Source organism: Aeromicrobium sp. HA (assembly GCF_027171405.1).
Classification (GTDB): domain Bacteria; phylum Actinomycetota; class Actinomycetes; order Propionibacteriales; family Nocardioidaceae; genus Aeromicrobium; species Aeromicrobium tamlense.
Window position 1 is genome coordinate 713,076 of sequence record NZ_CP114372.1, and the last position, 25,938, is coordinate 739,013.

Consider the following 25,938-nt stretch of genomic DNA (forward strand, 5'->3'; position numbering starts at 1 on the left):
GCGCGCCAGACTACCCTTACTTACTTGGAAGTAGCCGCAAGTCCGTGCTGGACGAGCGGATCGATCATGGCGCCGATCCCGTCGAAGCCCGAGCCGACCGTCTGGCCGGCCGAGTGGCGGAAGTGGATGCCCTCGAGGATCACGGCCAGCTTGAAGTAGGCCAGACCCAGGTGGAACCCGAGCTCGCTGACGTCGCGGCCCGAGCGCTTCGCGTAGCGCTCGACCGACTCGTCGGGGGAGAGGTAGCCGGGCGCCTGCGGGGCGTCGGTGACCTGACCGCTCGACGGTCCGGCGTCCAGGGCCAGGTGCTGGTAGGCCAGCATCACGGCCACGTCGGTGAGCGGATCGCCGAGCGTGCTCATCTCCCAGTCCAGGACCGTGGTGATGCGGTCGCCGTCCTCGGTGTCCACCAGCACGTTGTCGAGGCGGTAGTCGCCATGGACGATCGTGCTCTCGCCGGTCTCGGGGACCGAAGCGGTCAGGCGGTCGGCCAGCTCGTCGATGCCGTCGATCTGGCGCGATCGCGAGGAGTCGAGCTGCTTCTTCCACCGCGCGACCTGGCGGGTGAGGTAGCCGTCGGGGCGACCGAAGTCGCCCAGGCCGACCGCCTGGTAGTCCACCGCGTGCAGGTCGGCGAGGGTGTCGACGAGGCGCTCGGTGACGGCGCGGGTGCGCTCGGCTCCGATCACCTCGAGGTCGGACGCCCGCTGGAAGGCGGTGCCCGACATGCGCTCCATGACGTAGAACGTGGCGCCGATGACCGACTCGTCGGTGCACTCGGCGATCATCCGCGGGACGGGCACGGAGGTGCCGGCCAGCGCCGCCATCACGCGGTGCTCACGGCCCATGTCGTGGGCGGTGGCCAGCACGTGGCCCAGCGGCGGACGGCGCACGATCACGTCACGCTCGCCGTTGGTGACGGCGTACGTGAGGTTGGACTTGCCACCGGTGATCAGGCTGGCGCTGAGCGCCCCCGGGAGCTCCCCGGGGGCCTCGGCGTCCAGCCACGTGCGCAGTGCCTCGAGGTCGAGGCCCTTGACGACGTCAGGAGCGGTCACGTCAGTCCTTCGGTCCGCCGGCGACGTAGATGACCTGGCCCGACACGAAGCCGGCGGCCTCGCCGCACAGGAACGCCGCGGTGTTCGCGATGTCCTCGGGCTGGCCGACGCGCTGCACCGGGATCTCCTTCGAGGCGTACTCGATGAAGTCGTCGAACGGCACGCCGATGCGCTCGGCGGTCGCGGCGGTCATGTCGGTCTGGATGAAGCCCGGGGCGATCGCGTTGGCGGTCACGCCGTACTTGCCCAGCTCGATGGCGAGGGTCTTGGTGAAGCCCTGCAGGCCGGCCTTGGCGGCCGAGTAGTTGGCCTGGCCGCGGTTGCCCAGCGCCGAGGTGCTGGACAGGTTCACGATGCGGCCGTACTTGGCCTCGGTCATGTGCTTCTGGACGGCCTTCGTCATGAGGAACGAGCCCTTGAGGTGCACGTCCATGACCAGGTCCCAGTCGTCGGTGGTCATCTTGAACAGCAGGTTGTCGCGGATGACACCGGCGTTGTTGACCAGCACGGTCGGCGCGCCGAGCTCCTCGGCGACCTTGCTCACGGCCGCCTCGACGGCGTCGGCGTCGGCCACGTTGGCGCCGACGGCGAGGGCCTGGCCACCGTTCGCGACGATCTCGTCGACGACGGTCTGGCAGGCGGCCTCGTCGAGGTCGAGGACGGCGACCTTGAAGCCGTCGGCGGCGAATCGCTTGGCGATGCCGGCGCCGATGCCACGGGCGGCTCCGGTGATGATGGCGGTACGGGGTTCGGACACGTAGGTCTCCTCGGTTGTCTAAGCGCTTGCTTAGTCGTCACCGTATCGCACGCCCCTCTGGTGCGAAAGGTCACATCGAAAACACGCCGAACGAATATGAGGGAATCCTCACGTTTGGTCTATAGTCGAGGAATGCCTCATGTTTCGGACGACCGGCTGACGACCCAGACGACCGCCCCGGAGTCGGCCCCGCGCGCCGGCCTCGACACCCGACGCCGCGAGCGCTTCGCTCGCGTCGAGCCCCGCGGAGCCCGCGTGCACACCGCACGCGAGCGCGCCGAGCTCCTCCTCGACGAGGGCACCTTCGTCGAGCTCGCCCCGCTGCGCGCCGCCACCCCCGGCGCCGGCAGCGGCGTGGTGACCGGATGGGGCCTGGTCGACGGCCGCCCCGTCGTCGTGGCCTGCCACGACGCCGCCATCGCCTCCGGTGCCATCGGCGCCGTGATGGCCGAGGCGATCTGCCGCGCCCAGCGGTTCGCGATCGATCGCGGCTTCCCGATCGTCTACGTCAACGACTCCGGCGGAGCCCGCGTGCCCGACGGCATCCTCGCCCTCCACGGCTGCGGCGAGATCTTCGCGCTCAACGTGGAGGCCCAGCAGCGCATCCCGCAGATCTCGGTGATCCTCGGCCCGTGCGCCGGCGCCGCGGCCTACTCGCCCGCGCTGACCGACTGGACCGTCATGGTCAAGGGTCACGGCCACATGTTCCTCACCGGCCCCGACATCGTCCGCGCCGCGACCGGCGAGGACGCCACCGCCGACGAGATCGGCGGCTCGGGCATGCACACCCGCACGAGCGGTGTCGCGCACCTCGAGGTCGAGACCGAGGTCGAGGCCCTGCAGTCGGTCCGCCACCTGCTGTCCTACGTGCCCTCGAACGCCGACGCGCCGCTGCCGGTGACCGCCCCCGTGCCGGTCAACCCGATCGCGGCGGAGGCGCTGCCGACCGTGGTGCCCGAGAAGGCCAGCGTCGTCTTCGACATGCACCAGGTCATCGACGGCGTGCTCGACAACGGCGCCCGCCTCGAGCTGTCGCCGGAGTACTGCGGGAGCGCGCTGACGCTGTTCGGCCGGATCGACGGCCGCCCCGTGGGCGTCGTCGCCAACCAGCCCGCCGTCCGCGGCGGCATCCTCGACTCGAAGAACTCGGTCAAGATCGCCCGCTTCGTCGAGTTCTGCGGCCGCTTCGGCATCCCGATCGTCACGCTCGTCGACGTGCCCGGCTTCCTGCCCGGCACGGTCGAGGAGGGGCGCGGCATCATCACGCAGGGCGCGAAGGTGCTCAAGGCGTACGTCGAGGCCAAGAAGTCGATGCGCCTGACCGTCGTGGTGCGCAAGGCCTACGGCGGCGCGTACATCGCGATGGGCTCGACCTCGCTCGGCGCGGACCACGCGTGGGCCTGGTCCAACGCCGAGATCGCCGTGATGGGCCCCGGCGGCGCCGTGGCGCTGCTGCACCGTCGCGCGCTCGCCGCCGCGGAGGACCCCGCCGCGCTGCGCGACGAGCTGGCCGCCGACTACCGCGAGAACGTCGCCCGTCCGTTCGTCGCGGCCGAGAACGGCATCATCGAGGACGTCATCCACCCCGAGGAGACGCGTGAGCGCCTCGCCGCCTCGCTGCGCCTGCTGGAGCACGCGTGATCGACGCCAAGGCCGAGATCGTCGGCAACGTGTGGAAGATCCTCGCCCGCGAGGGCGACCAGGTCGGTCCCGGCGACACGCTCGTCATCATCGAGTCGATGAAGATGGAGATCCCCGTCGTCGCGCCAGCCCACGGCCACGTCGCGAGCATCCTCGTCGCGGAGGGCCAGATCGTCCAGGAGGGCGACTCCGTCGTCGAGATCGACGACACGCTCGGCGCCTGAGCATCACTCCGGGCGCCGTGACAGGATGCGCGGGTGACCGAGTACCGACACGAGATCCCGATGCGGTGGGCCGACCTCGACTCGCTCAACCACGTCAACAACGTCGTCTACCTCAAGTACGCCGAGAACGCGCGGGCTGCGATCCCGGAGCTGCCGGCGGGCCCGATCGGCGCGATGAACATCCAGTTCAAGCGCCCGATGCTGCTGGGGAGGCGCCCCGTCGTGGTCACCAGCCGCGTCGAGGGTGACCGCGTGCAGCAGATCATCGGGGTCGAGGGCTCGGACGACGAGTTCGCGGTCGTCGACGTCACCTACGGCGCCCTCGCGCCCGAGGAGCGGCTCAACGCCGCGGCCCAGCCCGGCTCGATCGCGCTACGGCACACCGACCTCGACGCCACCGGCCTCGTCAACGAGGCGCAGGTCTTCGAGCTCTTCCAGGAGACCCGCGTGCCGTTCATCAACGGCGTCCTCACGCGGCTCACGCCGGGCAACTTCGTGGTCGCCAGCGTGGAGGCGCGCTACCACCGCCCGATCCCGGCGCAGGCGCGCCTGGAGTCCACGGCGCGCGTGGGTCGCGTCGGCAACGCCTCGTTCACGATCGAGGCCCAGCTCGGCGACGAGGGCGTCGCGTTCGCCTCGTCGCTGGCGGTGCTGGTGGGCTTCGACGCCGCGACCCAGTCGTCGCGCCCGTTCAGCGACCGCGAGAAGGAGTCGCTCGCGGCCGCGATGTCCTGATCAGCTCGGCGAGTTGATCATGAAGTTGGCGGCGTGCTGCGCGTACGCCCAGAACTGGGCGTCGTGCTCGGGATCGAGCCGCGCCGCGTCGAGTCCCTCGCGGAAGTGCTTCAGCCAGCGGTCACGCGCGTCCTCGGTGACGGCGTAGGGCGCGTGCCGCATCCGCAGGCGCGGGTGACCGCGACGCTGCGAGTACTCGGTGGGGCCGCCCCAGTACTGCTCGAGGAACATCGTGAGCCGCTCGGCCGCGGGACCGAGGTCCTCCTCGGGGTACATCGGCTTGAGCACCTCGTCCTGCGCGACGCCCTGGTAGAAGACGTCCACGATCAGCTCGATCGTGGCGCGGCCGCCGATGGCCTCGTAGAACGTCTCCTGCGCGGGTGATTCGGTCATGCGGTGCCTCCCGAGGGCGGAAGTGTGGTCGAGGGGATGCGGATGCCGTTCTCGTCGAAGCGGCGCAGGACGCGGCTGCGCAGCGCGCGACCCACGTCGGCCTGGTGCAGGGGAGCGGTCTTGAGGACCGTGCGCACGACCGCGCCGTCCTTGTCGAACCGCTCGACGCCCCACACCTCGGGCTCCTCGATGATGACGGCGGACAGGGTGGAGTCGGTGAACAGCCCGTGCGCCTCCTCGCGCAGGATCTGCTGCACGAGCTCGAGGTCGGAGTCGTAGGCGACCGTCACGTCGAGCACGGTGCGCGCCCACTCCTGGCTGTGGTTGCCGACGCGCAGGATCTCGCCGTTGCGGACGTACCAGACGGTGCCGTTCACGTCGCGCAGCCGCGTGACCCGCAGGCCCACCGCCTCGACCGTGCCGACGGCCTCGCCCACGTCGACCGCGTCGCCGACGCCGTACTGGTCCTCGAGGATCATGAAGATGCCCGAGAGGAAGTCCTTCACCAGCGTCTGCGCGCCGAAGCCGAGGGCCACGCCCGCGACGCCGGCGCCGGTGAGCAGCGGGGCGATCGGCAGGCCGAAGACGCCGAGCACCATGACGAACGCGATGCTCCAGATGACGCCCGAGGCGATGCTGCGCAGCAGCGATCCCATCGTCTCGGCGCGCTGGCGACGGCGCTCGCTCGAGCCGTTGCGCAGGTCGGCCAGGAAGACGCCGGCCTTCGAGTTCGCCAGGACTCCCGGCACGGCGCCCTTCGCGGCGCGACCGGTCAGTCGGTTGATGAAGCGGTGCGCCAGCCACCGCATGGCGATGGCGATGAGCACGATGAGCAGGGCTCGCCCGGGCACGTCGAGCAGCCACGCCACGACGTCCTCAGGGGTCCATGTCCATTCCACCCCTCAACCCTACGGGTGAGCGGTCAGGCCCAGACGGTGGCCGATACCATGGCCCCATGAGCCTCGCCCGAGTGATCACCGCCGTCACCGCAGCCCTGCTCGCCGTCGTCGCCGCCGCGACCCCGGCCATGGCCAGCACCGTCCCCGACTCGGACTCCTGGCCGGTCGACGAGAACGCCCTGTCCACGATCGAGTGGATCGGCCTGTTCATCGGCGGCACCGCGCTGGTGTACGTCGTCATCTGGATCCTCGCGATGGCCGTCAACGCCAAGAGCAAGCACCACGTCCCGGTGATCCCGCCGGAGACCGCCACGGACGGCCACGACATCGAGGCCACGCAGCGCATGCCGCTTCCCGCCGCCGAGGGCACCCCGAAGCACTGATCGTGGTCGAGGACGCCCGCGACCGGTTCGCCGAGGACGTCTTCACCCATCGCGTCACGAAGGACGGCACGGTCCTCATCGACTGGCAGGGCCGCACCGTGACCACCGTGTCCGGCCGCGCCGCCGAACGGCTCGCCGCGCGACTCGCGTCGGCTGACCGTCGCCAGGTCCAGCACCTGCTCGCGCGGGCCACGGGGAACTTCAAGCGCGGCAACGAGCGCTGAATTCTCTTTTTCTCGAGATATCGATATCGACGGGACGACTTTCTCGTGTTCTCTGTCGATAAGGTGAATTCGACGGCGGAATGACAATTCTCGCCGAATAGGGAATTCACGGCGAAAGGCAGAAACCATGGCGCAGCGCGTGGTCACCATTCTCTCCAGCGACATTTCCGGCAAGGAGATCGAGGACGGCAAGGGTGAGACCGTCTCCTTCGCGCTCGACGGCACCGCCTACGAGATCGACCTGACGACGAAGGAGGCCGACGAGCTGCGGTCCGCCCTCGCCACCTACATCAAGGCCGGGCGCAGGACGACGACCCGCTCGTCGGCGTCCTCCTCCCGCCGCGGCAGCACCGGCAGCGGCTCGGGCCGGTCGCCCGAGGAGCTCGCCCACGTGCGTGCGTGGGCCAAGGAGAACGGCCACCAGGTGAACGAGCGCGGCCGGATCAAGAAGGAGATCCTCGAGGCGTTCGACGCCGCCAACTGAGCCCTGCGCGCGACACGCCCTTGTCAGCCGCGGGACCGCGGGATCATGCTGGAGCCGGAGGACCGGTCTCGGGAATCGACTCCCGCTGAACGGCTCCTCCGGTCGGGGGCGACATGGCGGGCCGGGGCGAGCGCACGGGTCGATCCGCCGCGCGCGCCGGACGGTCGATCCGCGATGCCGGGGCCGTCTCGTGGCTGACGCAGCGCTCGAAGGTGATCGCCGCGGGGCTCGCGTCCATCGTGGCCGCCTGGGCGGTCTCCTACTTCGGACCCGGTCTGTGGTCGTCGGTCCGTGACGCCACCGGGCGTGACCCGCTCCAGGTCACCGTGCTGGCCACGGACGAGTTCGACTCCATGGTGGAGGCCGAGCACCGCGACGAGCACGTGTGGCCGCCCGGCGCGCCCGACGTCCGGCAGCACGCCCAGGAGCACATCGCGGGCGAGGGCGGCGAGGCCGCGATGGAGCAGGAGGACGCCGCGGGCGCCTTCGACGCCGGCACCACGATGTTCCGCCTCCAGCTGCGTGCCGCGACGGACGACCCGGTGACGATCCACCAGTTCACGGTCCGGGTCAGCGAGCGGGACCGGCCCCTCGCCGGCTACTGGTTCACCGGCGACAAGGGCGGCGTCGCCGACGTCTCCTACCTGAGCGTGTCGCTGGACGAGGAGCGCGTGGCCTGGCGCGATCCCGTCTCCGGGGCCGAGACTGAGCCGAAGACCCTCGAGGTGACCAGCTCCGACCTCGAGTTCGTCGACGTCCTGGCGTCGGCGCGCGACTGCGCGTGCTCGTGGCAGTTGGACCTCGCCTACAGCACGGCGGACGGCGAACGGGGCCACGTCGTCGTCGGTCCCGGGACCGCGGAGGGTGAGGAGGCGGACGTGTTCCGGACGACGGGCCTCGGCGCGGCCGCCGTCGTTCACTCTCCGTACGGGTGCACGCCTCCCACGGCCGCTCCCGATCTCTGCGAGGGCCTGACGCTGTACGAGTCGGGGGTCAGCGGATGATCCGCATCGCCCGGAACTTGCCGGTGATGACGGGGGCGAGCGTCTTGGAGTAGGTCACGGTGATGTGCGTGTGGTCGCGGTAGACGTTCGCGCCGCCGATCACCGCTGGGCAGAAGCCCTTCTTGCAGAACCGGGGACGCAGGTCGAGCGCGGTGGCGCCCCGCGTCTTCTTCGCGGTGAGCAGGAACGGGTCGCGGTGGAGCCCGGCCTTCGTCGAGACGCCGCACTTCCTCGCGCCGCGCGTCGCGCCGTGCTTCACGAGGCACTTCTGCGGCTCGCGCCTGAGTCGCGGGTTGTCGCTGATCGCGATCACGCGCACGCCGCGCTTGATGACCGGTCGCCACAGGTCGCGCATCTTGATGACCTGCGACTTCGCGCTGCCCGAGACCTGGCGTGCATAGCCGGTGGTCACGACGACGTCGGTGGTGCGCGCCTGCCTGAGCAGCCACCGCTGCAGGTTCTTCCGGTAGAGCGTGCACGGTCGGATGCGGGACTTGTCGGGGTGGTTGACGCGGGAGGTCGTCCACGAGCACGAGCCGCGCACCTGCGCCTCCAGCGAGATGTGGCCGGCCTCGGCCATCTCCACGAACGCGGGCATCAGGGCCCTCGCGTGCGAGTCGCCGACGAGGATCACGTGAGGCCGCCCCGCGGCGCGGGTGCCGAACGTGCAGCCGCGGTTGAGGCGGATCTGCTGAACGCCCGACTGGTAGCACTCCTTGCCCGGGTACCGGGCCGTCTCGCGCCTGGCGATGCTCGGCCTCGGGATCAGCCGTCCCTTGAGCGCCGGGTTGTGGCACCGCTTCCTGGCCATCGACGCGGCGCCGAAGCAGCGCGGCGTGGCGGCGGCGACCCGGACGGCCGCGGGGGCTGGAGCGATGACCGTCGCCGCCACGGGCGCGGTGGCCGTCGTGCCGGATGACCTCCGCTGCTCGGTGGACTCGGAGACGGCGAGCAGGGCGCCGGCGCCCAGCACGGCCGACGCGACCAGCGCGATTCGGATCCGGCGGCGCCCCCACACCATGTGACCACCATCACCCGGACGGGCGCGAGGGGCAAGTCCGGATCAGTCGCTCGCGTCCAGCTTCCAGCGGCCGTCCTGGCGGATCAGCGTGTAGGTCTCCACCGAGGAGACCCGCTGACGCTCGCCGTCCAGGCCGACCCAGCCCGAGTCGTCCACCAGCAGGATCCCCACAGGCCCGAGGCGCATGCCCCACACCGGATCACCGCCCTGCATCACCGGCGGGCGCGAGGCGAGGAGGGCACACGTGAACGGCTCGTCGTACAGGTCGTCGCGGAAGCTGCGGGTCGTGACCTCCTCGAGCGCGGCACAGTCGCGCGTCTGCTCGGCGCGCACGAAGTCCGCGTAGGTCCGCTCCAGCGGGTCGGCGTCGAAGCCGCCCGCGTTCCAGGCCGCCACGGCCGACAGGGCGCCCACGAGTGCCGCGATCACGAACACGATGGGCAGGATCCAGACGAGCTTCGAGCGCTTGACCTGGACGAGGTCCTCCCGTCGGACCTGCTGGCGCGGAGGCGCGACGGGCTGCTGGGGCACCCGCGGAGGACCGGCCTGCGGCAGGGGAGCGGTGTGCTGGGTCCACTGCGAGCCGTCGTACCAGCGCAGCTGCCCGTGACCGTCGTCGTACCAGCCGGGCGGGGTGATCGGCCTGGGAGCGTCCATGACCCCATCATGCCGCGCGAGGGGCCACGGGTGGCCGACCGATCGCCGCGCACTCTTCCAGCCGGGTTCACCACGGGTTCACCCCGATCGGCTGCGCTGGTGTCATGAACCGCATCACGTGGCAACAGGCCAGGCGCACCGCGCTCGTGCTCTCGTGCGCGACGTTCTTCACGACTTTCACGGTCATCGGCCAGGTCGCCGACCCCGGCCCGGCTCCCGATCCCACCCACCGACTCGCCCAGGCGCGCTGACGCGTGCCCGACTGGACCGCCGGACTTCCCCCGCGGTTCACCCGGTCGTCACCGCAGGGCGCTGGGCTGAGGCCATGAACCTACGCACCAGCACCCGCAGCGTGCTCGTCCTCGGCACCGCCTCACTGCTTCTCGGGGGAGCAGTGGTCGGATCGGTGGCGACGGCCGAGCGCGACCTCAGTCGCCACGGCGGCGCGGCCCGCCTCTCCGGCGACCAGACCCAGGCCGTGAAGAAGGCCATCGACGGCGGTCGACCGGACAACGTCATCCTCATCATCGGCGACGGCATGGGCGACTCGGAGATCACCAGTGCGCGCAACTACGTCCACGGCGCCGCCGGCCGGTTCCCCGGGATCGACGCCCTGCCCCTCACGGGTCAGTACACGACGTACTCGCTCACCAAGGACGGCAAGCCCGACTACGTGCCCGACTCGGCCGCCACCGGATCGGCCTGGGCGACGGGCACCAAGACGTACGACAACGCGGTGAGCGTCGACATCCACGGCAAGCCTCAGCGGACCCTGCTCGAGCTGGCGAAGCGGGCCGGGTACAAGACCGGCAACGTCTCCACCGCCGAGCTCCAGGACGCGACTCCGGCGGTGCAGGTCGCGCACGTCACCGCGCGCAGCTGCTACGGCCCGACCGCGACCACCAAGACCTGCCCGACCAACGCCAAGGAGAACGGTGGCGCCGGCAGCATCACGGAGCAGCTGCTCGACACGCGTCCGGACGTCAGCCTCGGCGGCGGCGCGACCACGTTCGCCGAGACCGCCACCGCCGGTCGCTGGCAGGGCCGCACGCTGCGCGAGCAGGCTCAGCAGCGGGGCTACCGCGTCGTCGACGACCTCGCCGCGCTGTCGAAGGTCAAGAAGGCCGACCAGGACGAGCCGCTGCTCGGCCTCTTCGCGCCGGGCAACTTCCCGGTGCGGTGGACCGGCCCGGCCGCCACGGCCGACGGCGGCACGAAGGCCCCGGTCTCCTGCACCGAGAACCCCGCGCGCACGGCCTCGCTGCCGAGCCTGGCCGACATGACGGAGAAGTCGATCGAGCTGCTCGATCGCAAGGGCCGCAAGGGCTTCTTCCTCCAGGTGGAGGGCGCGAGCATCGACAAGCGCAACCACTCGTCGGACGCCTGCGGCCAGATCGGCGAGACGCTCGACCTCGACGAGGCCGTGAAGGTCGCGCTGGACTACGCGAAGAAGGACAAGAACACGACGGTGATCGTGACCGCCGACCACGCCCACACCAGCCAGATCGTGGAGGCGGGCTCGACGACTCCCGGTGCCACGGTGAACCTGCTGACGCGCGACGGCCAGCCGATGACGATCAACTACGCGACGAGCGCCGCGGCCGGCTCGCAGCAGCACACCGGCTCGCAGCTGCGCATCGCCGGGTACGGGCCGCGCGCCGCGAACGTGGTGGGGCTGACCGACCAGACCGACGTGTTCTTCACGATCCGCGACGCGCTGCGCCTGGGGAGGTAGGGCGTCGGACGAAGCAGCGGCGGGTCGCCTCCCTCGAGACGGCCCGCCGCTGGCGTGTCAGGCGGACAGGTCGGCGAGTGACAGGTCCCACGTGGGGTCCAGTGCCACCTCGCGCCACGGATCGTCCGCCCCGCATGCGGCGATCACCAGTCGGGCGGCCACGGCGGTGACCGCCGCCGAGACGACGAGCATCACGAGACTCCCCAGCGGTCCGAGTGTCTCGGCGTGCGGCACGAGCCCGAAGGCGAGGAATCCCAGCTCGCCGCCCGCAGCAGTGGCGGCGATGCGCTCGTTCGTCATGGCGTCTCCGATTCGGTGATCGACTCCCTCGGTCGATGATCATGCCGGTCACCCTCGGGTGATGTGACGTGAATCACTGAAGATACCGACGGTTTCTGGAACGACGGCCCGCGACGGCGGTCGAGGACACCGTGCTTCGCCCGCAGCGGTAACCTCGACAGGTGGCCACCACGGACCTGAACGACCGGATCAAACAGCTCGGCGCGACGCTGACGTCGATCGAGCGCGTGCTCGACCTGCCCAAGATGGAGGCCGAGATCGCCGACCTCCAGGAGCAGGTGGGCGCCCCCGACCTCTGGGACGACCAGGCCAACGCCCAGCGCGTCACCGGGCGGCTGTCGGCGCTCCAGGCCGAGAGCGAGCGCGTCTCCAACCTGCGCCAGCGGCTCGAGGACGTCGAGGTCCTGCTCGAGCTCGGTGCCGAGGAGGGCGACGCCGACTCCCTCGCCGAGGCCGAGGCCGAGGTCAACCGCCTGGCCAACTCCATCGACAGCCTCGAGGTGCGCACGCTGCTCTCGGGCGAGTACGACGAGCGCGAGGCCCTCGTGACGATCCGCTCCGGCGCCGGCGGCGTCGACGCCGCGGACTTCGCCGAGATGCTCCAGCGCATGTACATCCGCTGGTCCGAGCGCCACAAGTACCCGGTCGAGATCTACGACACCAGCTACGCCGAGGAGGCGGGGCTCAAGTCCACGACCTTCGCGATCCGGGCTCCCTACGCCTACGGCACGCTGTCGGTCGAGGCCGGCACCCACCGCCTCGTGCGCATCAGCCCGTTCGACAACCAGGGCCGCCGCCAGACCTCGTTCGCCGCGGTCGAGGTCGTCCCGGTGCTCGAGGAGACCGACAACATCGAGATCCCCGAGGACGAGGTGCGCGTCGACGTCTACCGCTCCAGCGGCCCCGGCGGCCAGAGCGTCAACACCACCGACTCGGCGGTGCGCCTGACCCACATCCCCACCGGCGTGGTCGTCAGCTGCCAGAACGAGAAGAGCCAGCTGCAGAACAAGGCCAGCGCGATGGTGATCCTGAAGGCGAAGCTGCTCGCGCTGAAGAAGGCCGAGGAGCGCGCCCACCTCGACGAGCTCCGCGGCGACGTGCAGGCGTCCTGGGGCGACCAGATGCGCAACTACGTGCTCAACCCGTACCAGCTGGTCAAGGACCTGCGCACCGAGTACGAGACCGGCAACACCCAGGCGGTCCTCGACGGCGAGATCGACGACTTCATCGAGGCCGGCATCCGCTGGCGCCGGAACCAGTCCACCGCGGCCTGACCGTCCCGATGCTGACCGTCCTCGGGATCTCCGGGCTGCCCGAGATCCGTCCCGGCGACGACCTCGCCGCCCTGATCCGCGAGCACGCGGAGCTGCAGGACGGCGACATCGTCGTGGTGACCTCGAAGGTCGTCAGCAAGGCCGAGGGGCGCTTCGTCCCCGCGGCTGACCGCGAGGCCGCGATCGCCGCCGAGACGGTGCGCGTGGTGGCCGAACGGGGTCCGGTGCGGATCGTCGAGAACCGCCTCGGCATCGTCGCGGCCGCCGCGGGCATCGACGCGAGCAACGTGCCCGAGGGTCAGGTGCTGCTGCTGCCCGAGGACCCCGACGCCTCGGCGCGGGCCCTCGCCGAGGACCTGCGGCGCGAGACGTACGTCGGCGTGCTGGTCTCGGACACCCTGGGCCGACCGTGGCGGCTGGGTCAGACCGACGTCGCGATCGGTGCCGCTGGTGTGCGGCTGTTCGAGCGGCCCGACCGGGACGCCGACGGCCGGCCGCTGGCCGTCACCCTGCCGTGCGTCGGCGACGAGCTGTGCTCGGCGGCCGAGCTGGTCAAGCCCAAGGACGGACACGTGCCGGTCGCGGTCGTGCGCGGTCGGTCCGACCTCGTGGGCGACCTCGACCTGCCGGGCGCGCGCAGCATCCTGCGTCCGCTCGAGGACGACCTCTTCCGGACGGGCGGCTGATGCGCGTCACCGTGCTGGCCGGCGGGGTCGGCGGCGCCCGCTTCGTCAAGGGCCTGCGCGGCGCGGTCGAGGACGCCGACGAGATCACGGTCGTGGTCAACACGGGCGACGACCTGTGGCTCTCCGGCGTGCGCCTGCAGCCCGACATCGACTCGATCCTCTACGCGCTGGCCGGCGTGAACGACACCGAGCGCGGCTGGGGCCGGGCGGGGGAGAGCGAACGCGTCAGCGCCGAGCTCCAGGCGTGGGGCGCCGGCTGGCCGTGGTTCACCCTCGGCGACCTCGACCTCGGCACCCACCTGGCTCGCACGGGCTGGCTGCGCGACGGGCTGGCTCCGTCGCAGGTCGCCGAGCGGCTGGGCGCGCGGTGGCCGATCGGCGTGCGGCTGCTGCCCATGACCGACACCGAGGTCGACACCCACGTGGTCGTGGAGGACGGCACCCGGATGCACTTCCAGGAGTGGTGGACGCGGCACCGGGCCTCCCTGCGGGCGACCGCGTTCGAGAGCCCCGGGATCGCCGACGCCCGTCCCGCGCCCGGGGTGGTCGAGGCGATCGAGGAGGCCGACGTCGTCGTGCTCGCGCCGTCGAACCCCGTCGTGTCGATCGGCCCGATCCTCGCGGTGCCGGGCGTGCGCGAGGCGCTGGGCCGCGCGCGCCGGGTCGTGGGCGTCTCGCCGATCATCGGCGGCAAGGTCGTGCGCGGGATGGCCGACGCCTGCCTCGCCGCGATCGGCGTGGAGACCGCGGCCGACGCCGTGGCGCGCCACTACGGACGCCGCGCCGAGGGCGGCGTGCTCGACACCTGGCTCGTGGCCGAGGAGGATGCCGCGCTCGCCCCCGGGCTCGAGGCCGAGGGCTGGGACGTGCGCGTCGAGCCGCTCTGGATGACCGACCCCGAGAGGTCCGCCACCCTCGCCCGCGCCGCCCTCCGCCCCTGACGCGCCGGGGTGGCGGTGAGTCCTCAACCCCTCCCGCAGAGAGGCGGTGAGCTGTCAACCGAATGGACCCCCTGAGCGGTTGACCACCCACCGCCCCCAAACGGGAAGGGTTGAGGACTCACCGCCCACCGCGCGCATCGACCAGTCTCAGGGCGGTCGCTAGCGTGGGCGCATGCGCCTCCTCGCTGCACTCCTGCTCGCGCTCGCCCTGCTGACCGGGTGCTCGGCCGGCTCCGACCCCGCATCGGACCCGGGCACCTCGCCGGGGGAGGAGCAGCCGGAGGACACGTTGCCCGTGCTGGGCCGCTGGACGTCCGAGCCGCTCGAGTCGGGCCAGACCGTCATCCTCACGCTCTCCGACGACAACACCTACGTCGCCGAGAACGAGTGCCTCGAGCTGACCGGGCGCTGGGAGCTGACGGGAGGCGAGGTCGTGCTGACGCCCGACGACGGCGGGACCCAGTGCGGCGAGGACGTGGGCGCGCCGGTGGAGCTGCCGCCGGCCCTCACGGTGGACGGCGACCAGCTCGTTCCTCAGGGCGTCGGGCCGACCTTCACGAAGGACTGAGGGGCCAGAGCGACTGCTGTGAAGGATGCTCGCATTCCAGCCTGAAATCCATCCCTCAGAGGTGCTGACCGCGGCGCGGGCCGGGTCTACCTTGTGGCCATGCGCACCCTGTCGGCCCTCGTCCTGGCGGTCCTCGTGCTGGCCGGCTGTGCGGGCGAGACGCCCGAGGGCTACCCCGCGCAGACCTCGTCGGCGGGCGTCGGTGAGCCCGAGGACACGCTGCCCGTGCTGGGTGCCTGGGTCTCCCAGCCGGTGCCCGAGACCGGCCGCCGGCTCATCCTCACGCTCCTGGACGACGACACCTACGTCATCACCGACACGTGCTCGGAGATGCCCGGTCGCTGGGACCTGCGCGGAGGCCAGGTGCTGCTGACGCCCGACGAGCGCGGGGTGGTCCACTGCGGTGACGACGAGGACCCGCCGGCCGAGCTGCCCGCGGCGCTCACCGTGGACGGTGGCCGGCTGGTGCCCGAGGGCACGGGCCCCGTCTTCAGCAGGAACTGACCCTCAGACCACGCGCCGCAGCACTGCCGAGGTGCGCGGGCCGAGGGTGCCGACGAGGTGGTCGGCCCGGTCGACGTCACGGCGCATCGTGGACGAGACGGGGACGGGCAGCTCGACGAAGCCGGCCTCGCGGTGGCGCTGCCACGACCCCGGCCCGAACGCGGCCGGCAGGTCGCCCTCGCGCGCGCTGACCAGCGTGGTGCCCTGACGCTCCTCGTCGGGCACGGCTCCGAGCCGGACGTCCTCGGCCAGCTCCAGCGCGAGCGCGAGGTCGTCGGGACGCAGGCCCGGCAGGTCGCCGAGCAGCACGGCCCGACGTCCGTGGGCTGCGACCGCCAGGCCGTCGGTGACGGCGGCGGCGATGCCGCGCGGCTCGGGCTCCAGTACGACCTCCACGCCGGGAGCGCCGATCATCGGGTCGGCCGTGACGACGACGACCCGGGCCACTTCGGCGGCCGCCTCGATCGTGTCGAGGGCGATCGCGCGGGCGAGCTCGACCCGGTCGATCCCGGGCAGGTCGAGACGGGACTTGCCCAGGTGCGGGGGCTTCACCGGGATCACGACCGTCCAGGCACCCCGCCGGTCAGGCACCCGCGGACTCCGAGGGGTCGAGGTGCGCCAGTCCGAACGGCTCGGGCTCGAAGTACCCGAAGCGGTCGCGGAACTCCTGGGCCTTGCCCGGCCACAGCAGCACCTGGCGGCCCGACTGCTCGTCGACGTACCAGTTTCTGCAGCCCGAGGTCCACACGCCGCTGCGCCCCTGGATCTCGTCGATGTAGGCCTGCTCGGCCTCCACCGACACCTCGAGCGGGCCGTGCGCGGTCCACGGGATCGCGGACATGGCGTAGTCGGCCTGGGCCTCGATCATCAGCACGGCCGAGTTGTGGGCGAGCGTGGCGTTGGGGCCGTCGAGCACGAACAGGTTGGGGAATCCGTGCACCGCGGTGGAGGCGTAGGCGCGCATGCCCTGTGACCAGTACTGGTCGAGCGAGATCCCGTCGCGCCCGGTGACGAGCTCGGCGTAGGGCTGGCGCGTGCTGTGGAACCCCGTGGCCGTGACGACGACGTCGACCTCGTGGCGCGAGCCGTCGGCCGCCAGCACGGCGCCGGGCTCGTAGCCGGTCAGGGCGCCGGGGACGAGCCGCACGTGGGGGAGTCGCAGGGCGGCGAAGTAGTCGTCGCTGAACAGGACGCGCTTGCAGCCGAACTCGTGGTCGGGCGTCAATGCCGCACGCAGGACGGGGTCGGGCACCTGGTCGGCGAGGTGGCCGAGGGCCCGGGCGCGCGCCTCGGCCCGGCCGTCCCCGGCGCGCTGGTCGAAGACCTCCTCGGTCTCGCGCATGAGCGCGCCACGCAGGTCGGCGAGCCGCTCGGGCTGCTGCTCGAACAGGGTGATCTCGGCGTCGGCATACGCGCGATCGCCCTTGGGCAGGATGTACGGCGCGCTGCGCTGCAGCACCACGACGGACTCGGCACGCCGCGCGAGCTCGGGGACCACTTGGACACCGGAGGCGCCGGTGCCGACGACGGCGACCCGCAGGCCCTCGAGGTCGAGCTCGTCGTCCCAGCGCGCCGTGTGCACGACGGGGCCGTCGAAGGTGCCCGGCACGTCGGGCAGGCGCGGCTCGGTGAGTCGGCCCGCAGCCATCACGAGGACCTCGGCCTCGAGCGCGCCACGCGAGGTGGCGAGCTGCCAGTGGGTGCCGTCCCACCGCGCGTCGTCGAGCCGCGTGGACAGCATGATGCGGTCGGCGACGGGAGCGGCGGCGTCCTCGAGGTACTCGCGGATCTCGGCGCCGGGCGCGAACACCCGGCTGAAGCCCGGGTGGGCGATGTCGGAGTAGCCGTACAGGTGCGCGGGCACGTCGCAGGCGACGCCGGGGTAGCGGTTGTCGTGCCACGTGCCGCCGATGCCCGGACGTCGTTCGAGCACGACGAACGACTCGCCTGCTGCGGCGAGACGGCGGGCCATGGCGACCCCGGCGAAGCCGGCGCCGACGACCGCGACGCGGACGCGGGTCATCGCGCGACGCCGTAGGTGGTGGTGCGCAGGCGCAGCTGGCGGCCGAGGGAGCGGGCGATGCGCTCGGCGGCCTCGACGGTGAGCTCGCGGCCGAACTCGACACCGTCCTCGGGCAGGACCCGGCCGTCGTACAGGGTGCCGCCGAGGTCGTCGGCGCCCGAACGCAGGACGACCGTGGCGCCGTCGACGCCCAGACGCGTCCAGGCGGCCTGCACGTGGCTGATGCTGCCGTGCAGCAGGAGCCGGGCCACGGCGTGCACGGCGCGGTGCTGGTCTTCGTCGTGGTCGCCGCCGGGGAAGGCCATCGGCACGAGCTCGTTGAAGCCTCCGGTGTCGGACTGGATCGCGCGGAGGCGGCGCAGGTGGCGCACGCGCTGCAGGGGCGACTCGCCGTGACCGTAGAACAGCACCGAGGTGGACCGTAGGCCGAGCCCGTGGGCCGCGCGGATCGCCTGCTCCCAGTCGTCGACCGGCAGGTCGGCGGGGAAGTGCCGGGCGCGGTGCTCCTCGTCGAGGACCTTCACGCCCGTGCCGGGCACGGTGTCGACGCCGGCGGCGGCCAGCGCGGCGTACTGCTCGGCCACCGTGCGGCCCGTACGGCGCGCGCCGTCGATGACGTCGGCAGGGCGGAAGGCGTGCAGGTGCAGGCCCGGCGCGGCGGAGCGGGCGGCGCGCAGCATCTGCTCGTAGACGTCGTCCGGCGTGCCGGCCGGCGCGGTGCCCTGGATGCACAGCTCGGTGGCCCCCAGGTCGACGGCGTCGGCCGCGACCTGCGCGACGAGGTCGGGGTCGGTGACCCGGTCGGACCCGAGGTTGCGGTTCTGCACCAGCGAGACGGTGGCCCCGGCGACCGAGCGCCGCAGCTCGTCGGCCAGCCCGGCGAGCCGATCGAGGTCGCGACCGGTGGAGGTCATCAGCCGGACGTACTCGTCGTCGGAGAGCCCGGCCGGGTCGTCCTCGATCCGCACCCGCTGGGCGTGACGTCTGCGGGGCGTCTCGGCCGATTCCGCCCCGGGAACGTCACTGCCAGCGCTTCCCCGGGCCAGGCCGTCGTCGTCGGCGAGCGCGAGCACGGCGTCGTGCAGAGCGGGGTCGATCCACGTGTCGCGGTCGCGGATGTAGTGCGCGTGCACGGTGAGGCGCTCGCGCAGCTCGAACCCGGCGGCGCGGGTGAGCTCGGCCAGCTGGTCGACCTGGGGCCACGGGCGCTCGGGGTTCACGTGGTCGGCGGTGAGCGGGCTGACGCCGCCCCAGTCGTCGATGCCGGCCGCGACGAGGAGGGAGAGCTCGGCGGGATCGGAGAGGTTCGGAGGCGCCTGGATGCGGGCGTCGGGGCCCAGCACGATGCGCGCGGTGGCGACGGCGGCGATGTAGGCATCGGTCTCGGCGTCGGCGACGCCCTGCATCGCGGTGGCGGGCTTGGCGCGGAAGTTCTGCACGATCACCTCCTGCACGTTGCCGTGGCGGTCCGACAGGTCGCGCAGCGCGAGGATCGAGTCGAAGCGCTCCTCGACCGTCTCGCCGATCCCCACGAGGATGCCGGTGGTGAACGGAATGCGCTGGCGGCCGGCGTCCTCGAGCACCTGCAGCCGCAGCGCCGGGTCCTTGTCGGGGGAGCCGAAGTGCGCCTGGCCGGGCTCGGCGAACAGCCGGTGACTGGTGGTCTCGAGCATCATCCCCATCGACGGGGCGGTGGGGCGCAGGACCCGCAGCTCCTCGGCGGTCATGACGCCGGGGTTGAGGTGCGCCAGCAGGCCCGTCTCGGCGGTGATCCGCCGGGCCAGGTGGCCGACGTAGTCGAGCGTGGACGCGAAGCCGTGCGCGTCGAGCCACTCGCGCGCGACGTCCCAGCGGTCCTCGGGACGGTCGCCGAGGGTCAGCAGCGCCTCCTTGCAGCCGAGCGCCGCTCCTTGGTGGGCGATCGCGAGCACGTGGTCCTCGGAGAGGTACGGCGCGATGCCCTTGCGCTCGAGCTTGGCGGGGGTGTCGACGAAGACGCAGTAGTGGCAGCGGTCGCGGCACAGCGTGGTGACGGGCACGAACACCTTGCGCGACCACGTGATGACGCCGGGCCGGCCGGCGCGGGAGAGGCCCTCGTCGCGGATTCGTCCGGCCTCGCGGACGAGCTCCTCCAGGTCGGTGCCCCGAGCCGAGAGCATCGAGGCGGCGGCCTCGACTGCATGCAGACTCATGTGAACTCCCGGCGTGCTGACTCGCTCTCACCCTAGCCGCCGCGACCACGGCAGGTCGCGCCGGAGGAACGCCCCTCGGACGGCCCTGCCCCGCGTTCGAGGGCGCATCCGCAGTGAGGCACTCCTCACGGGAAACGGGCCCGGCGGCTGCCGGGTTTCCTCAGGTCACACACCTACACTCAATCGGGTGATTCGCTTCGACAAGGTCACCAAGACCTACCCCGGCCAGAAGCGCGCCGCCCTCGACCGGCTCGACCTGGAGATCACGAAGGGCGAGTTCGTCTTCCTCGTGGGCGCCTCCGGCTCCGGCAAGTCGACCTTCCTGCGCCTGATCCTGCGTGAGGCCCGTCCGACCTCGGGCCACGTCTACGTCGCGGGCAAGGAGATCAACAAGCTCTCCAGCTGGAAGGTGCCGAAGCTGCGCCGTCAGCTGGGCACCGTCTTCCAGGACTTCCGGCTGCTGCCGAACAAGACCGTGTTCGAGAACGTCGCGTACGCGCTCGAGGTCATCGGCAAGCCGCGCGAGGAGATCAAGCGCCTCGTCCCCGAGACCCTCGACCTGGTCGGCCTCGACGGCAAGGGCCACCGCCGGCCCGACGAGCTCTCCGGTGGCGAGCAGCAGCGCGTCGCCATCGCGCGGGCCTACGTCAACCGGCCGATGATCCTCATCGCCGACGAGCCCACCGGCAACCTCGATCCCAGCACCAGCGTCGGCATCATGAAGCTGCTCGACCGGATCAACCGCGAGGACACCACCGTCCTGATGGCCACCCACGACTCCTCGATCGTCGACCAGATGCGCAAGCGCGTCATCGAGCTCGACGAGGGGCGCGTCGTGCGCGACGAGGCCCGCGGCATCTACGGCTACGAGAACTGAGACCCATGCGAGCGATCCTCAACGAGCTGCGCGCCAGCCTGACCCGCAACACCTCCATGACGATCTCGCTGATCGTCACGATGAGCGTGTCGCTGCTGCTGGCCTCCCTCGGCCTGCTGATCCAGGCCCAGGCCGAGCGCACCGAGCAGTACTTCGGCGACCGCCTGCAGCTGCAGGTGAACCTGTGCACCAAGAACTCCCCGGCGGCCACGTGCGTCGGCGGTGCGGCCACCGACGAGCAGAAGCAGGCCGTCCAGGACGCCCTCACCGACAACCCCGAGGTGCGCGACTTCACCGTCCGCAGCCCTCAGGAGAACTACGCCCAGGCGCGTGAGCTCCTCGGCCAGACCGACACGGGCCGCAAGCAGCTCGAGACCCTCGGCGTCGACTCGTTCCCCGAGTCGTACTTCGTCACGCTGAAGGACCCACAGCAGTTCGACGGCGTCGTCAGCGAGGTCTCGGGCATGGACGGCGTGGGCAACGTCAACTCGCTCCGCGACCTGCTCGGGCCGCTGTTCGAGATGCTCGACAAGATGCAGTGGGCGGCGCTCGCGACAGCGGGCCTGCTGATCATCGCGGCGATCCTGCAGGTCTCCAACACGATCCGGATGACGGCCTTCGCGCGGCGCCGCGAGATCGGCATCATGCGGCTCGTCGGCGCCTCCAGCTGGCACATCCAGGCGCCGTTCGTCCTCGAGTCGCTCGTCGCGGCGTTCATCTCGGCGGCCCTCGCGGCGGGTGGCCTCGCGGCGTTCATGCACTTCGTCGTCTACGGCTACCTGCGCGACACGCTCGGCCGGATCACCACGTGGGTGCGCTGGGAGGACGCGTTCCTGGTCATGGGCATGACCACGGTCCTCGCCCTGCTCCTCGCGCTCGTGCCGACGTTCGTGATGACCCGCAAGTACCTCGACGTCTGAGGTCCGGCGGCGACACGCGCGGCGCGGAGCGCCCACCAAACCCTCAACCTGAGGCGTAGAGTCACTCGAGTCACATCGCACGATTCCGTCCTGACGGACACTTCCCCGGATTCGAGGCACATGACGAGATTGCGCAAGCCGCTGCTCGCCCTCGCCCTCAGCGCCCTGCTGGTGGCCGGATTCAGCGCGCCCACCTTCGGTGACGAGAAGGACGACGTCAAGCGCGAGCAGCGCGAGAACGACAAGCGCCTCAAGGACGCCAAGAACGACGTCCAGGAGTCCACGAAGGCCGCCCGCGACGCGAAGCTCGCCTTCATCAACGCCAACACGAAGCTCGCCGACGCGCAGTCCCAGCTGGGGCAGACGCGCGGCCGGCTCGCGGTCGCCCAGGCCGAGGACGCGCGCCTGCGCGCCGCCCTGGACAAGGCGGAGGCCGAGCTCTCCGCCGCCGAGGCCCGCCTCGAGCGGGCCGAGAAGGAGCTGCGTCAGTCGCGCGGCGCCGTGGAGTCCTTCGCCGTCGAGTCCGTCATGGCCGGCGACGCCGGGCTGAAGGCCTTCGGCGACCTCCTCCGCGGCTCCGACCCCGGACTGTTCTCCGAGCAGATGAGCGCCAAGACCTCGATCGGCGACGCCCAGATCGCCGTCATGCAGGAGCTCGCGGCCTCCGAGGTCATGCTCGGCATCGAGCGCGACAAGGTCGAGGAGCTCCGCGACCAGGTGGCGAAGCAGAAGCAGCAGGCCGAGGCCGTCGTCGTGCAGATGCAGGAGCTGACCGCCCAGGCCGAGGCGCAGGCCGCCTCCGTGGCGAAGCTGGTCACCGCTCGGGCCGGTGCCAAGCGCACCGCCGACGCGACCCTCGCCGAGGACCTGGCCCTCCAGGCCGAGCTCGAGGCCGACCGTCGTCGCCTCGAGAGCCAGATGGCCGAGATCGTCCGCAAGGAGCTCGAGGCCGCCGAGCGCGCCCGCAAGGAGAGGGAGAAGAAGGGCGGCGGCGGTGGAGGCGGCGGCGACGGCGGTGGCACCACCGGCGACTCCGGTGGCGCCCTGAGCCGCCCGGTCAACGGCCCGATCACCTCGCCCTACGGCATGCGTCGTCACCCGATCACCGGCGTCTACAAGCTGCACGACGGCACCGACTTCGGCGTCGGCTGCGGCGTCCCGATCCGCGCGGCCGCCGGCGGCACGATCGTGTCGCAGTACTACAACGGCGGCTACGGCAACCGCGTCATCCTCAACAACGGCGTCAAGCGCGGCAAGAGCGTCATCACGACCTACAACCACCTGTCGCGGTTCGCCCGCAGCAGTGGCGCGAAGGTCAAGCGTGGCGAGGTCATCGGCTACGTCGGCTCCACCGGCTACTCCACGGGCTGCCACCTGCACTTCATGGTGCTGGTCAACGGGTCGACGACGAACCCGATGAACTGGCTCTGAGCGTCCGGTCGCCCCCAGCTGACGCTCGCCCGACCTGACACAATGGTCGAATGGCCAAGGAGACCGGTCGCAAGCTGATTGCGCAGAACAAGAAGGCGCGGCACGACTATCACATCGAGGACACCTTCGAGGCGGGTCTGGTGCTGACCGGCACGGAGGTCAAGTCGCTGCGCCAGGGCCGGGCCTCCCTCGTCGACGGGTTCGGTGAGATCGACCGCGGCGAGGCCTGGCTGCTGCAGGTGCACATCCCGCAGTACGACAACGGCACGTGGACCAACCACGAGACGCGCCGTCGCCGCAAGCTGCTGCTCAACCGGCACGAGATCGAGCGCATCGAGCACCGCACGCAGTCCAAGGGCCTCACGATCATCCCGCTGAGCCTGTACTTCAAGGACGGCCGCGCCAAGGTCGAGATCGCCCTCGCCCGCGGCAAGAAGGCCTTCGACAAGCGCCACGCCATCGCCGAGCGCCAGGCGTCCCGCGACGCCGAGCGCGAGGTCGGTCGCCGGCTCAAGGGCATATGACCTGGCAGGACGCCGACCTCGCCGCGTACCTCGAGCGGCTGGGCGTGCCGGGGATCGTCGACGTCCACGTGCACTTCATGGCGCCGCAGGTGCTGGCGAAGGTCTGGGCGTACTTCGACTCCGCAGGCCCGAAGCTGGGCCGCGCGTGGCCGATCCACTACCGCACGAGCGACGAGGAGCGCGTCGAGACGCTGCGCTCGCTCGGCGTGAGGCGTTTCACCGCGCTGTCCTACGCGCACAAGCCGGGCATCGCCCCGTTCATGAACGAGTGGCTCGCCCGGTTCGCCCAGCGGGTGCCCGACTCGGTGCCGTCGGCCACGTTCTTCCCCGAGCCCGAGGCGGCCGAGTACGTCCCGGCCGCCCTCGCGTCGGGCGTGCGGATCTTCAAGGCCCACCTGCAGGTGGGGGAGTTCGCCGCCGACGACCCGTTGCTCGACCCCGTCTGGGCGGCGCTCGAGGAGGCGCAGGTCCCGATCGTGCTGCACGCCGGCTCCGGGCCGGCGCCCGGTCCGCACACGGGCCCGCGCGGCGTGGCCGCCGTGCTGGAGCGCTTCCCGCGGCTGCCGCTCGTCATCGCCCACCTCGGCATGCCCGAGGTCGATGCGTTCTGCGACCTTGCCGAGCAGTACCCGAACGTGCGGCTGGACACGACGATGACCTTCGTCGACTTCTTCGACGACCCGCCGCCGGTGGACCCGAAGCGGCTGTTGGCGCTGCAGGACCGGATCGTCTTCGGGAGCGACTTCCCGAACATCCCGTACCCCTACGCGCACCAGGTCGAGGCCCTCGACCGTCTCGGCCTCGGCGACGACTGGATGCGCTCGGTGCTGTGGCACAACGGCGCCGACCTCGTCGGCCCCGTCGACTGACCGCTCGCGAGCCCGACGGGAACAATTCGCACCGGCAGCCGGTTAGAATGGGTGCATTGACAATTTCAGAGGGGCTGATCGGTTTCGACTGTGGTCGTTCGATCCAAGAGAAGCGGGTAGAGAAGGCAACGTCATCTCTCAAACGATCGTTGCAAACCCATAAGTGCCGATTCCAAGCGCACTGACTTCGCCCTCGCTGCCTGACAGCGACCTGCGAAGGGTGGACCCGGGAGCGTCCTCGTCCCGGATCGTCCATCTCATCTAGAGGACTTGCTGGTCTGACCGCGTAGCGAGGTCAGATCGGGACTTCTCCGCTACTGAGCCTGTCGGTGACGCGTTCGTCCGAGCACCGGGGCCGAGAAAAGCGCCAGACGAACTGCACCCGGAGAAGTCTTGGTTCAGCGTCATAGGACCCGGGTTCGATTCCCGGCAGCTCCACCAGCCCTCATGAGTCAACGCGACAGGGCCACCCCGCACACGGGGTGGCCCTGAGTCGTTCCCGGGTGTCGTTCCCGGGATCAGGCGACGAAGTCGTCCCAGCCGTCGGCGAGGTAGTCGATGAAGTCGCGGCCGAGGTGCTCCTGCTCGAGGCGGCCGCGGCTGAAGGGCTGCGGCTCGCTGACGAAGCCGGGCGTCGTGGCCACGAGGCGCGGGAGGTCGTGGTGGATGATCGCTGCGGTGCCCACCGTGACGAAGTCGGCACCGCGCTCGAGGCACCAGTCGGCGTCCTGTGCCGCCAGGATCTTCCCGGCCACGCCGAGGCGAGTGCCGTGACGCGGCAGATCGACGTACTGGTCGATCAGCAGGCCGTCCACCGCGGTGTCGCGCGGCTCCTTCGCGACGTCCCACAGCGACAGGTCGACGTAGTCGGCGTCGCCCGACGCGAGGATCTGCTCGACGAGGGCACGCGAGTCGGCGACCGTGATGCCGTAGCCCTCCGGTGAGACCCGGACGCCCACCTGGAAGTCCGCGCCGGTGGCGGCGCGGATCCCGATCAGGACCTCGCGCAGCGGTCGGCTGCGACCCTCGAGCGAGCCGCCGTACCCGTCGGTGCGGTGGTTCTTGCGCGCGTCGAGGAACTGGCACAGCACGTACCCGTGGGCGCCGTGGATCTCGACGCCGTCGAACCCGGCCTTCTCGGCGCGGACGGCGGCGGCCACGAAGTCGTCGATGACGCGCTGGACGTCGCTCGTCGAGAGGGCGTGGACGCCGCGGTCGGGGTCGTCCCACGGCGCGACGAGCGGGTGGCCCGAGATCGACGCGTCCGCGCGCATGCCGCCGTGGTGCAGTTGGATCGAGGAGACGGCACCGAGCTCGCGGATGCCGTCGGCGAGCCGTCGCAGGCCCGCGTCGTGCCGGTCGTCGCTGATGCCGAGCTGCCCCTTCCAGGCCTGGCCCTCGGGCGAGACGTAGGCGGCGCAGGTCATCACGAGGCCGAAGCCACCGCGGGCCCGCGCGACGAGCCACTCGTACTCGTCGTCCGACAGGGTGCCGTCGGCGTGGCTCTGCTTGTTCGTCAGGGGAGCGAGCGTCCAGCGGTTCGGCCAGGCGGGACCGTGGGCGAGCTCGAGGGGCGCGGCGGGGTTCGGGGTCGACACGTCCTTCACCCTACGA

Annotated in this window: 30 protein-coding genes and 1 other RNA gene; 20 read left to right on the forward strand and 11 right to left on the reverse strand. The window is 71.4% G+C overall.

What is annotated here, in order from left to right; translation table 11 throughout:
• Positions 1 to 20: 20 nt before the first annotated feature.
• Both O3S82_RS03425 and fabG read right to left on the reverse strand, forming a co-directional pair.
• Complete coding sequence (locus tag O3S82_RS03425) at positions 21 to 1,058, reverse strand: phosphotransferase family protein (RefSeq protein ID WP_269305533.1); 1,038 nt, start codon at positions 1,056 to 1,058, stop codon at positions 21 to 23.
• Position 1,059: 1 nt separating this feature from the next.
• Positions 1,060 to 1,815, reverse strand: a complete 756-nt coding sequence (gene fabG, locus O3S82_RS03430; RefSeq protein ID WP_179426104.1) for a 3-oxoacyl-ACP reductase FabG — start codon at positions 1,813 to 1,815, stop codon at positions 1,060 to 1,062.
• 132 nt (positions 1,816 to 1,947) lie between these two features.
• On the opposite strand from fabG, the gene O3S82_RS03435 reads away from it, so the two are divergent.
• Genes O3S82_RS03435 through O3S82_RS03445 form a run of 3 tightly spaced genes read left to right on the forward strand, consistent with a single transcriptional unit; the run spans position 1,948 to position 4,415 of the window.
• On the forward strand, positions 1,948 to 3,456 hold the full coding sequence (locus O3S82_RS03435; RefSeq protein WP_269305536.1) for an acyl-CoA carboxylase subunit beta: 1,509 nt from the start codon (positions 1,948 to 1,950) through the stop codon (positions 3,454 to 3,456).
• Positions 3,453 to 3,680, forward strand: coding sequence for a biotin/lipoyl-binding carrier protein (locus O3S82_RS03440; RefSeq protein WP_179426100.1), 228 nt, complete (start codon positions 3,453 to 3,455; stop codon positions 3,678 to 3,680). The genes O3S82_RS03435 and O3S82_RS03440 overlap by 4 nt, the downstream gene beginning before the upstream one ends.
• Positions 3,681 to 3,713: 33 nt before the next feature.
• Positions 3,714 to 4,415, forward strand: a complete 702-nt coding sequence (locus tag O3S82_RS03445; RefSeq protein ID WP_269305539.1) for a thioesterase family protein — start codon at positions 3,714 to 3,716, stop codon at positions 4,413 to 4,415.
• Here the strand turns inward: O3S82_RS03445 and O3S82_RS03450 are convergent, their stop codons facing one another.
• On the reverse strand, positions 4,416 to 4,808 hold the full coding sequence (locus O3S82_RS03450; protein WP_179426096.1) for a globin: 393 nt from the start codon (positions 4,806 to 4,808) through the stop codon (positions 4,416 to 4,418).
• On the reverse strand, positions 4,805 to 5,707 hold the full coding sequence (locus O3S82_RS03455) for a mechanosensitive ion channel family protein (protein WP_269305543.1): 903 nt from the start codon (positions 5,705 to 5,707) through the stop codon (positions 4,805 to 4,807). The genes O3S82_RS03450 and O3S82_RS03455 overlap by 4 nt, the downstream gene beginning before the upstream one ends.
• Before the next feature lie 56 nt (positions 5,708 to 5,763).
• Here O3S82_RS03455 and O3S82_RS03460 point away from each other — a divergent pair, with 56 nt between their 5' ends.
• From O3S82_RS03460 to O3S82_RS03475, 4 genes are all read left to right on the forward strand, one after another.
• Positions 5,764 to 6,090: a hypothetical protein gene (locus O3S82_RS03460; RefSeq protein ID WP_179426093.1), complete on the forward strand. Its 327-nt coding sequence runs from the start codon at positions 5,764 to 5,766 to the stop codon at positions 6,088 to 6,090.
• A 2-nt stretch (positions 6,091 to 6,092) separates the two neighbouring features.
• Positions 6,093 to 6,314 (forward strand): hypothetical protein, encoded by a 222-nt coding sequence (locus O3S82_RS03465; protein WP_179426091.1) that lies wholly within the window; start codon positions 6,093 to 6,095, stop codon positions 6,312 to 6,314.
• Positions 6,315 to 6,441: 127 nt separating this feature from the next.
• On the forward strand, positions 6,442 to 6,798 hold the full coding sequence (locus tag O3S82_RS03470; protein WP_179426089.1) for a histone-like nucleoid-structuring protein Lsr2: 357 nt from the start codon (positions 6,442 to 6,444) through the stop codon (positions 6,796 to 6,798).
• Between the two features lie 113 nt (positions 6,799 to 6,911).
• Entirely contained in the window at positions 6,912 to 7,802 is an 891-nt protein-coding gene (locus O3S82_RS03475; protein ID WP_269305545.1) for a hypothetical protein, read from the forward strand.
• Here the strand turns inward: O3S82_RS03475 and O3S82_RS03480 are convergent.
• Both O3S82_RS03480 and O3S82_RS03485 read right to left on the reverse strand, forming a co-directional pair.
• Positions 7,792 to 8,823 (reverse strand): SGNH hydrolase domain-containing protein, encoded by a 1,032-nt coding sequence (locus tag O3S82_RS03480; protein ID WP_269305547.1) that lies wholly within the window; start codon positions 8,821 to 8,823, stop codon positions 7,792 to 7,794. The genes O3S82_RS03475 and O3S82_RS03480 overlap by 11 nt on opposite strands.
• 42 nt (positions 8,824 to 8,865) lie before the next feature.
• Complete coding sequence (locus tag O3S82_RS03485) at positions 8,866 to 9,480, reverse strand: DUF2510 domain-containing protein (RefSeq protein ID WP_269305549.1); 615 nt, start codon at positions 9,478 to 9,480, stop codon at positions 8,866 to 8,868.
• Positions 9,481 to 9,584: 104 nt separating this feature from the next.
• Between O3S82_RS03485 and O3S82_RS03490 the strand changes: the two genes are divergently transcribed.
• Together O3S82_RS03490 and phoA are read left to right on the forward strand one after the other, a co-directional pair.
• On the forward strand, positions 9,585 to 9,731 hold the full coding sequence (locus O3S82_RS03490) for a hypothetical protein (RefSeq protein WP_179426083.1): 147 nt from the start codon (positions 9,585 to 9,587) through the stop codon (positions 9,729 to 9,731).
• 74 nt (positions 9,732 to 9,805) lie between these two features.
• The gene (phoA, locus tag O3S82_RS03495; protein WP_179426082.1) at positions 9,806 to 11,215 is read left to right on the forward strand and encodes an alkaline phosphatase; all 1,410 of its coding nucleotides are present in this window, start codon (positions 9,806 to 9,808) and stop codon (positions 11,213 to 11,215) included.
• Positions 11,216 to 11,272: 57 nt separating this feature from the next.
• Here phoA and O3S82_RS03500 read toward each other — a convergent pair whose 3' ends face one another.
• Complete coding sequence (locus O3S82_RS03500) at positions 11,273 to 11,515, reverse strand: hypothetical protein (protein WP_269305552.1); 243 nt, start codon at positions 11,513 to 11,515, stop codon at positions 11,273 to 11,275.
• A 161-nt stretch (positions 11,516 to 11,676) separates the two neighbouring features.
• On the opposite strand from O3S82_RS03500, the gene prfB reads away from it, so the two are divergent.
• The 5 genes from prfB (at position 11,677) to O3S82_RS03525 (ending at position 15,488) form a co-directional block, all read left to right on the forward strand.
• Positions 11,677 to 12,789 (forward strand): peptide chain release factor 2, encoded by a 1,113-nt coding sequence (gene prfB, locus O3S82_RS03505; RefSeq protein WP_179426080.1) that lies wholly within the window; start codon positions 11,677 to 11,679, stop codon positions 12,787 to 12,789.
• An 8-nt stretch (positions 12,790 to 12,797) separates the two neighbouring features.
• Entirely contained in the window at positions 12,798 to 13,475 is a 678-nt protein-coding gene (cofE, locus tag O3S82_RS03510; RefSeq protein ID WP_269305554.1) for a coenzyme F420-0:L-glutamate ligase, read from the forward strand.
• The gene (gene cofD / locus O3S82_RS03515; RefSeq protein ID WP_269305556.1) at positions 13,475 to 14,416 is read left to right on the forward strand and encodes a 2-phospho-L-lactate transferase; all 942 of its coding nucleotides are present in this window, start codon (positions 13,475 to 13,477) and stop codon (positions 14,414 to 14,416) included. The genes cofE and cofD overlap by 1 nt, the downstream gene beginning before the upstream one ends.
• Positions 14,417 to 14,588: 172 nt before the next feature.
• Complete coding sequence (locus O3S82_RS03520) at positions 14,589 to 14,984, forward strand: hypothetical protein (protein WP_269305558.1); 396 nt, start codon at positions 14,589 to 14,591, stop codon at positions 14,982 to 14,984.
• 99 nt (positions 14,985 to 15,083) lie between these two features.
• Positions 15,084 to 15,488, forward strand: a complete 405-nt coding sequence (locus tag O3S82_RS03525; RefSeq protein WP_179426076.1) for a hypothetical protein — start codon at positions 15,084 to 15,086, stop codon at positions 15,486 to 15,488.
• A 3-nt stretch (positions 15,489 to 15,491) separates the two neighbouring features.
• On the opposite strand, the gene O3S82_RS03530 is transcribed toward O3S82_RS03525, so the two are convergent.
• From O3S82_RS03530 to cofG, 3 genes are read right to left on the reverse strand one after another with little or no spacing between them, the layout of a single operon-like run.
• Positions 15,492 to 16,079 (reverse strand): NTP transferase domain-containing protein, encoded by a 588-nt coding sequence (locus O3S82_RS03530; RefSeq protein WP_269305560.1) that lies wholly within the window; start codon positions 16,077 to 16,079, stop codon positions 15,492 to 15,494.
• On the reverse strand, positions 16,072 to 17,511 hold the full coding sequence (locus O3S82_RS03535; protein ID WP_269305561.1) for a flavin-containing monooxygenase: 1,440 nt from the start codon (positions 17,509 to 17,511) through the stop codon (positions 16,072 to 16,074). Before O3S82_RS03535 ends, O3S82_RS03530 begins: the two co-directional genes overlap by 8 nt.
• The gene (gene cofG / locus O3S82_RS03540; protein ID WP_269305563.1) at positions 17,508 to 19,703 is read right to left on the reverse strand and encodes a 7,8-didemethyl-8-hydroxy-5-deazariboflavin synthase CofG; all 2,196 of its coding nucleotides are present in this window, start codon (positions 19,701 to 19,703) and stop codon (positions 17,508 to 17,510) included. Before cofG ends, O3S82_RS03535 begins: the two co-directional genes overlap by 4 nt.
• Positions 19,704 to 19,890: 187 nt before the next feature.
• Between cofG and ftsE the strand changes: the two genes are divergently transcribed.
• The 6 genes from ftsE to ssrA all read left to right on the forward strand — a co-directional run bounded on the left by ftsE (position 19,891) and on the right by ssrA (position 24,765).
• Positions 19,891 to 20,580 (forward strand): cell division ATP-binding protein FtsE, encoded by a 690-nt coding sequence (gene ftsE, locus O3S82_RS03545; RefSeq protein WP_179426068.1) that lies wholly within the window; start codon positions 19,891 to 19,893, stop codon positions 20,578 to 20,580.
• A 5-nt stretch (positions 20,581 to 20,585) separates the two neighbouring features.
• Positions 20,586 to 21,500: a permease-like cell division protein FtsX gene (gene ftsX / locus O3S82_RS03550; RefSeq protein WP_179426066.1), complete on the forward strand. Its 915-nt coding sequence runs from the start codon at positions 20,586 to 20,588 to the stop codon at positions 21,498 to 21,500.
• Positions 21,501 to 21,620: 120 nt separating this feature from the next.
• Positions 21,621 to 22,931, forward strand: coding sequence for a peptidoglycan DD-metalloendopeptidase family protein (locus O3S82_RS03555; RefSeq protein WP_269305567.1), 1,311 nt, complete (start codon positions 21,621 to 21,623; stop codon positions 22,929 to 22,931).
• 50 nt (positions 22,932 to 22,981) lie between these two features.
• Positions 22,982 to 23,455 carry an SsrA-binding protein SmpB gene (gene smpB, locus O3S82_RS03560; protein WP_179426062.1) on the forward strand — a complete coding sequence of 158 codons (474 nt, stop codon included), beginning with the start codon at positions 22,982 to 22,984 and terminating at the stop codon, positions 23,453 to 23,455.
• The gene (locus O3S82_RS03565; protein WP_269305570.1) at positions 23,452 to 24,324 is read left to right on the forward strand and encodes an amidohydrolase family protein; all 873 of its coding nucleotides are present in this window, start codon (positions 23,452 to 23,454) and stop codon (positions 24,322 to 24,324) included. Before smpB ends, O3S82_RS03565 begins: the two co-directional genes overlap by 4 nt.
• 70 nt (positions 24,325 to 24,394) lie before the next feature.
• Positions 24,395 to 24,765: a transfer-messenger RNA gene (ssrA, locus tag O3S82_RS03570) on the forward strand.
• A 77-nt stretch (positions 24,766 to 24,842) separates the two neighbouring features.
• On the opposite strand, the gene O3S82_RS03575 is transcribed toward ssrA, so the two are convergent.
• Positions 24,843 to 25,922: an NADH:flavin oxidoreductase gene (locus tag O3S82_RS03575; RefSeq protein ID WP_269305571.1), complete on the reverse strand. Its 1,080-nt coding sequence runs from the start codon at positions 25,920 to 25,922 to the stop codon at positions 24,843 to 24,845.
• Positions 25,923 to 25,938: the final 16 nt, after the last annotated feature.

What these genes read in the sequence shown, in the direction of transcription:
- O3S82_RS03490 (WP_179426083.1), top strand. Translation starts at nt 9,585, where the DNA reads ATGAACCGCATCACGTGGCAACAGGCCAGGCGCACCGCGCTCGTGCTC.
- O3S82_RS03485 (WP_269305549.1), bottom strand. Translation starts at nt 9,480, where the DNA reads ATGGACGCTCCCAGGCCGATCACCCCGCCCGGCTGGTACGACGACGGT.
- smpB (WP_179426062.1), top strand. Translation starts at nt 22,982, where the DNA reads ATGGCCAAGGAGACCGGTCGCAAGCTGATTGCGCAGAACAAGAAGGCG.
- O3S82_RS03555 (WP_269305567.1), top strand. Translation starts at nt 21,621, where the DNA reads ATGACGAGATTGCGCAAGCCGCTGCTCGCCCTCGCCCTCAGCGCCCTG.
- phoA (WP_179426082.1), top strand. Translation starts at nt 9,806, where the DNA reads ATGAACCTACGCACCAGCACCCGCAGCGTGCTCGTCCTCGGCACCGCC.
- cofE (WP_269305554.1), top strand. Translation starts at nt 12,798, where the DNA reads ATGCTGACCGTCCTCGGGATCTCCGGGCTGCCCGAGATCCGTCCCGGC.
- O3S82_RS03520 (WP_269305558.1), top strand. Translation starts at nt 14,589, where the DNA reads ATGCGCCTCCTCGCTGCACTCCTGCTCGCGCTCGCCCTGCTGACCGGG.
- O3S82_RS03525 (WP_179426076.1), top strand. Translation starts at nt 15,084, where the DNA reads ATGCGCACCCTGTCGGCCCTCGTCCTGGCGGTCCTCGTGCTGGCCGGC.
- O3S82_RS03535 (WP_269305561.1), bottom strand. Translation starts at nt 17,511, where the DNA reads ATGACCCGCGTCCGCGTCGCGGTCGTCGGCGCCGGCTTCGCCGGGGTC.
- O3S82_RS03565 (WP_269305570.1), top strand. Translation starts at nt 23,452, where the DNA reads ATGACCTGGCAGGACGCCGACCTCGCCGCGTACCTCGAGCGGCTGGGC.
- O3S82_RS03460 (WP_179426093.1), top strand. Translation starts at nt 5,764, where the DNA reads ATGAGCCTCGCCCGAGTGATCACCGCCGTCACCGCAGCCCTGCTCGCC.
- O3S82_RS03480 (WP_269305547.1), bottom strand. Translation starts at nt 8,823, where the DNA reads ATGGTGTGGGGGCGCCGCCGGATCCGAATCGCGCTGGTCGCGTCGGCC.
- O3S82_RS03470 (WP_179426089.1), top strand. Translation starts at nt 6,442, where the DNA reads ATGGCGCAGCGCGTGGTCACCATTCTCTCCAGCGACATTTCCGGCAAG.
- ftsX (WP_179426066.1), top strand. Translation starts at nt 20,586, where the DNA reads ATGCGAGCGATCCTCAACGAGCTGCGCGCCAGCCTGACCCGCAACACC.
- O3S82_RS03450 (WP_179426096.1), bottom strand. Translation starts at nt 4,808, where the DNA reads ATGACCGAATCACCCGCGCAGGAGACGTTCTACGAGGCCATCGGCGGC.
- O3S82_RS03500 (WP_269305552.1), bottom strand. Translation starts at nt 11,515, where the DNA reads ATGACGAACGAGCGCATCGCCGCCACTGCTGCGGGCGGCGAGCTGGGA.
- cofD (WP_269305556.1), top strand. Translation starts at nt 13,475, where the DNA reads ATGCGCGTCACCGTGCTGGCCGGCGGGGTCGGCGGCGCCCGCTTCGTC.
- cofG (WP_269305563.1), bottom strand. Translation starts at nt 19,703, where the DNA reads ATGAGTCTGCATGCAGTCGAGGCCGCCGCCTCGATGCTCTCGGCTCGG.
- O3S82_RS03435 (WP_269305536.1), top strand. Translation starts at nt 1,948, where the DNA reads ATGCCTCATGTTTCGGACGACCGGCTGACGACCCAGACGACCGCCCCG.
- O3S82_RS03475 (WP_269305545.1), top strand. Translation starts at nt 6,912, where the DNA reads ATGGCGGGCCGGGGCGAGCGCACGGGTCGATCCGCCGCGCGCGCCGGA.